The sequence below is a fragment of the Bartonella sp. TT119HLJHH genome (assembly GCF_042193385.1).
Lineage (GTDB): Bacteria > Pseudomonadota > Alphaproteobacteria > Rhizobiales > Rhizobiaceae > Bartonella.
In genome coordinates, this window is sequence record NZ_JBHILS010000035.1 from 1 (window position 1) to 5,378 (window position 5,378).

Below are 5,378 nucleotides of genomic sequence, written 5' to 3' on the forward strand. Positions count from 1 at the left end.
GCTCCTGCTACATCATGATAGATCTTCTTTTCTGACGAACTACCATCAGAATTGAATTGTGCAACCTTGAATTCTGGAGCCCTCCATTCGCCACCTTCATAGCTAGCTCCTCCTCCTAAATACATCGCTAGCGTCTGATGCAAGGAATAAAGCTGATTGCCCGTAATCGCCTCTGTCGAACCTTCAGAAATATCGCCATCTAAAACTGACTTCAGTTTGCTCTTACTTCTTTTATCTCCCTTCCCATGAAGCGCTACAAACGCACTGTCTTCATCACTCCACAACAACGCATTCTGCTCAATATTGTCTGAAATCTCATTATGAAGCTTTGTAAATGAATTGCTTACACCAGCAAACGCTTCAGCAATATTGGGATAGCTATGCTCTTCTGGACTACCATCATCATTAAATGTCGTAACTTTGAATGTAGGCGCTACCCATTGACCATCTTCATAGCTAGCTCCACCACCAAAATACGTCGCTAGCGTCTGATTCAAGGAATAAAGCTGAGAACCATTCACGGCTTCTGTCGAGCCTTCAGAAAGTGTTCCAGCTTTCACGCCAGAGAGACTACGTGTATCACCATTCATGTTTGAAATTATGATTGCACTACCCTCTTTTTCATCACCTATCTTGATTACCTTCGTAGCATCATCCTGCTTAACAAGACTATCTCCTACAACTTTATTAATCTCATTCTTAAGCTCTTTGTGAATATTCGTGAATGAAGCCCCTACACCAGCAAACGCTTTGGCAACATCATCATAACTTTGCTCTTCAACGGCACTGCCATCTTCTTTGACGATCTTAACTTTGAAGCTTGGAGCACTCCATTGACCTTCCTTATATTCAGCGCCACCACCTAAATAAGTTGCAACAGTCTTATTCGTATCAAAAAGCTGAGAACCATTGACCGCATCACTTGAGCTTGCAGAAACCTCTCCATTGGAAAGAAATGTAATCTTACTCTTGCTTTCCTTCTCTCCATGCGTCGCTACAAACGCCTCTGCGTCCTTATTCCACAACAGCGCATCGCCTTGAACTTCCTGAGTAATATTTGTGATGTTTTCAGTAAGTTCATTAAACTTATTCGTTAGGTTGTTATTCACATTCTTGAAATTCGTATCAATACCTTCAATGGCTAAACCAACATCACCATAGGATTTTTCTACTACCTCGCCTTTTGCATCAACACTGGATAATTTATAGGTTGGACCCGTGAAAGTACCATCTTTAAAGCTTGTACCTCCACCTAAGTATTTCGCAATATCCTGAGAAATCTTAGAAATCTGACCGCCATTAACCGCATCATGCGAATTCTCACTAATCTGACCTTCGGCAACATTATGCAAACCTACAGGTGTAGAACCCTTACCTTTACCCAAAGTCACACTCGCATAATTAGTGCTGCTATTATCATCACCTTGTTTATCATAGTGAACAACAGCCGATTCATCCGACTGAAGACTGGTAGAAAGATCCTTTAAACTTTCATCAAGCTGACCTTTGTTAACTGCTTCATTATCCCTTGTCGCTGTCTTAACACCTGAAAGTATTCTATCTTGGCTTTCCTTATCCGCAATACTGATGCTCGCACCTTCTTTTTCACCACCAAGCTTGATTACATTTGTCGTGTCATCAAACTTAACAAGACTATCTCCTACAACTTTATTAATCTCATTCTTAAGCTCTTTGTGAATATTCGTGAATGAAGCCCCTACACCAGTAAACGCTTTGGCAACATTATCATAACTTTGCTCTTCAACAGCACTGCCATCTTCTTTGACGATCTTAACTTTGAAGCTTGGAGCACTCCAATGACCTTCTTTATATTCAGCACCACCGCCAAAGGATTTAGCTATATTCGTAGCTGTTGTTTCAAGATTGTTAGATACACTGCTTACATTTTGATTAGTCGCAAAAAGCTGAGAACCATTGACCGCTTCACTTGAGCTTGCAGAAACCTCTCCATTGGAAAGAAACTTAATTTTACTGTTGCCTTTCTCATCACCCTCTCCATGTGTCGCCACAAATGCCTTTTCAGAATCACTCCACAACAATGCATTCTGCTTAATATTTTCAGTAACTTCCATGTTGTTTTGGATAAACTTTTTTTGAAGATTCTCAAAAGATGTTCCTACACCAGAAAATGCTTCCGATACAGTATCATACTTCTTCTCTTCAACTTTAGTACCATCCTCATTAACGGTCTTAACTTTGAAACTTGGAGCTGTCCAAGAGCCACCGGCATAACTAGCATCACCACCTAAAGACTGCGCAACACTGTTACCTAAAGCATATAGCTGGTTACCCGCTACGGCATCGCTTGAGTCTTTAGTTATATCCCCATTTGAAAGCGACGTTATCTTGCTGTTTGTCTTCTCACCGTCTTTTTCTCCATGCGTCGCTACAAACGCACCTTCAGCCCTGCTCCATGATAAAGAATCTTGTGCAACTCCTTCTGAAACTTCCTTAATACGATCGTTGATAGTGCTCATGCTGTCATTAATGTCATTAAACGCACCTGCAACATTATTACTGCTCTTTTTATCACCTTTCATACCATCATTGCTGAAAGTCTGAATTTGGAAATCCGGATTTTGCCATTCGCCTTTCTCATTATAACCAGCACCACCACCAAAATAGCCAGCAAACTGTTTTTGCAAATCATAAATCTGTCCACCTGTAATCGCATCACTCGAGCCTGATACTATAGAGCCAGCCGCAAGTGATGTGATCTTGCTGTTCGTCTTGCTTTCCTTTTCCCCGTGCGCCGCTACAAAGGCTTTTTCACTTTCATTCCACAACAGCGCATTGCCTTGAACTTCCTGAGTAATATTCGTGACTTTGTCATTAAAGTCTTTAACCACATTCGTGAAAGAATTACCAACACCTGAAAGAGCTTCTGAAACACTATCGTACTCAGCTTCTTCTGATGCGCCATCTTCTTTAAGGTGTGTAACTTTAAATCTAGGCAACAACCATTGATCTTTCTCATACTTAGCATCACCGTTTAAGTACGATGCAAGATCTTTTCCTAAGGAATAAAGTTGGGAGCCATTTACTGCATCTGTCGATTCTTTCGTAATATCTCCTGCCGCAAGGAACTTAATCTTGCTGTTTGTCTTTGCACCTTCTTTTTCTCCATGCAAGGCGACAAAAGCACCTTCAGCCTTGCTCCATGATAAAGAATCTTGTGCTACTCCTTCTGAGACTTCCTTAATACGATCGTTAATATTCTTGATATTCTCATCAAGTCCTTTAAAGGCAGTATCTACACCTTCATACGGTTTATCTGTTACCTTACCGTCTTTAGAAACTGTCGATAAGTCATACTTTGGTCCTTTATAGTTTTTGCCATCAAAGGATATATCGCCACCTAAAATCTTTGACAAATCATCTGTAATGGTATGAAGCTGTCCACCCGTAATCGCATCATGTGACTCCTTGGCAATCTGACCATCAGCAACATTGTGAAGTGCTACAGCAGCAGAATCTTTACCTTTACCTAAAGTCACGCTTGCATAATTTATAGTGTTATTATCACCGTCTTTTTTATCGTAATGAACAACAGCTGAATCTTCAGACTGAAGGCTGGTAGAAAGTTCCTTCAGACTTGCATCAAGCTGCCCCTTATTAACGGCATCATTATTATCTTTTGCATCCTCTACACCAGAAATAACTCGTTTCACACCGCTTTTGTTTGCAACATTGATTACAGTGCCATTTGTTTCCTTACCAATAGTGATAGGAGCCGTTTCGTTATCCTGCTTGACAAGGCTATCGCTGACAACGTTAGTTACATCATTATGAACATTCGTGACAGAACTACTAATATCAGAAAGTGCTTCCGCTACACTCTTATAACTTTCTTCACTTTCTTTACCTTCTGCATTAACTTTCTTGATTACAAAAGTTGGTGCTTTCCACTTTCCATCTTCATAGCCAGCACCTCCACCAAAATACGTCGCAACTGTTTGATTCATCGAATAAAGTTGGTTGCCAGTGATCGCTTCTGTTGAACCTTTAGAAATTTCTCCATCTAAAAGAAACTTCAATTTGCTATTGTTTCTGTCCTTACCTTCCCCATGAAGAGCTACAAAGGCATTGGCTTCATTACTCCAATTCAAAGAATCCTGTGCGACTCCTTCAGAAACTTCCTTAATCCTCTGATTGACATTCTTGATATTATCATCAAGTCCTTCAAAAGCTGAACCAACATTGGTAAAAGGTTTGGCTGTTATATTACCAGCTTTATCAATCTCCGATAAACTATAAGTCGGCCCTGTAAACGCACCATTATTAAAAGCTGCATTTCCCCCTAAATAAGTAGCAACCTTATCATTCGCTTCAAAAAGCTGACCACCCGTAACAGCATCTGTTGATTTAGCGCTAATCTCACCATTTGCTAGAAACGTAATTCTACTGTTTTCTTGTGTCCTTACAGCTCTGCCTTTTTCTTCTTGCTTCTTCTCATGACGCGCTACAAACGCATTGGCTTCATCATTCCATAACAAAGAATCCTGTGCTACCCCTTCTGAAACTTCTTTAATCCGTGCATTAACATTCTGAATATTCTCATCAAGACCAGTAAATGCACTACCAACATTATCAAAAGAGCCGTTTGTTATATTACCAGCTGTATCAACCTTGGATAACTTGTAAGTCGGTCCTGTAAACGCGCCATTATTAAACGCCGCATCACCACCAAGAAACTTGGCTAAATCCTGAGAAATTGCGTTGATCTGACTACCATTAATCGCATCATGTGAACTCTCACCAATGGCACCATCTTTTACATTATGCAGTGCAACTGCTCCTGCATCCTTACCTTTACCTAAAGTTACGCTCTTATAATCAACTATTCCATCTTCTTTTTTATCGTAGAGAACAACCGCTGAATCTTCTGACTGAAGATTGTTAGAAAGATCCTTCAGACTTGCATCAAGCTGCGCTTTATTGACTGCTTCATTGTCATTCTCTGCTGCCTTAACACCTGAAAGTATCCGGTCTTTTTTGTCTTTATTTGCAATATTGACTTCTGTACCTTCTACTTCTGTACCAATAGTGATAACTTTCGTCTTATCATCCTGCTTGGCAAGACTATCACTGACAACATTGGTTACATCATTATGAACATTCGTGATAGAACTCGCAACTCCAGCAAAGGCTTCCGCTACACTATTGTAGCTTTCCTCACTTTCTTTACCTTCCGCATCAACTTTCTTGATCACAAAATTTGGAGCCTTCCATTGTCCATCTTTATCATAACCTGCACCTCCACCAAAATAGGTCGCAAATGTCTGATTCATTGAATAAAGCTGATTGCCCGTGATCGCTTCTGTCGAACCTTTAGAAATTTCTCCATCTAATAGAAA

Annotated in this window: 1 pseudogene; it reads right to left on the reverse strand. The window is 40.3% G+C overall.

What is annotated here, in order from left to right:
• Positions 1–5,378: pseudogene (locus tag ACFIJL_RS08440) on the reverse strand (hypothetical protein); the annotation flags it as partial.